The sequence below is a fragment of the Mesorhizobium sp. M7A.F.Ca.ET.027.03.2.1 genome, assembly GCF_003999175.1.
In the GTDB taxonomy this organism is placed as follows: domain Bacteria; phylum Pseudomonadota; class Alphaproteobacteria; order Rhizobiales; family Rhizobiaceae; genus Mesorhizobium.
Window position 1 is genome coordinate 1 of the sequence record NZ_RZOM01001973.1, and the last position, 389, is coordinate 389.

The 389-nt window shown below is 61.2% G+C and carries 1 protein-coding gene; it reads right to left on the reverse strand.

The window, feature by feature from the left end:
• The coding region (locus EN750_RS39035; RefSeq protein ID WP_281062404.1) for a sugar-binding domain-containing protein at window positions 1–364 on the reverse strand (364 nt) is incomplete at its 3' end.
• Window positions 365–389: the final 25 nt, after the last annotated feature.

Here is a 389-nt window from a genome sequence, read left to right on the forward strand (position 1 = left end):
GGAGGAAGGCATCGGCCATGGCGCTGATCGTCCTGCCCCAAGCGAGACCAATGACGGTCTCCTTCGCTTGATCCTGGACCAGCATCGAGCGAAGGATCTTCGCAGCGACCATACCGACCCCGCGGCGCGCAACTGCCTCACCCGTTGCTGCGTTCTCCTCGTCATCGGAGGGCGGGGTGATAAAGCAGAATTTCAGGTCGAACTTGATGCGGATGCGCTCCTCGAGTTCGGAAAGCGCCGACAGCCGGTGGTCGATGTCGATCGTAACGATGCCGCTCGTTCGGGCATCGGCAATCAGGCGCGCAACCTTGACGCGGGAAACGCCCAGGACGGATGCGATCTCGTTCTGGGTTTTTTCGGCCACATAGTAAAGCCACGCGGCTCTCACC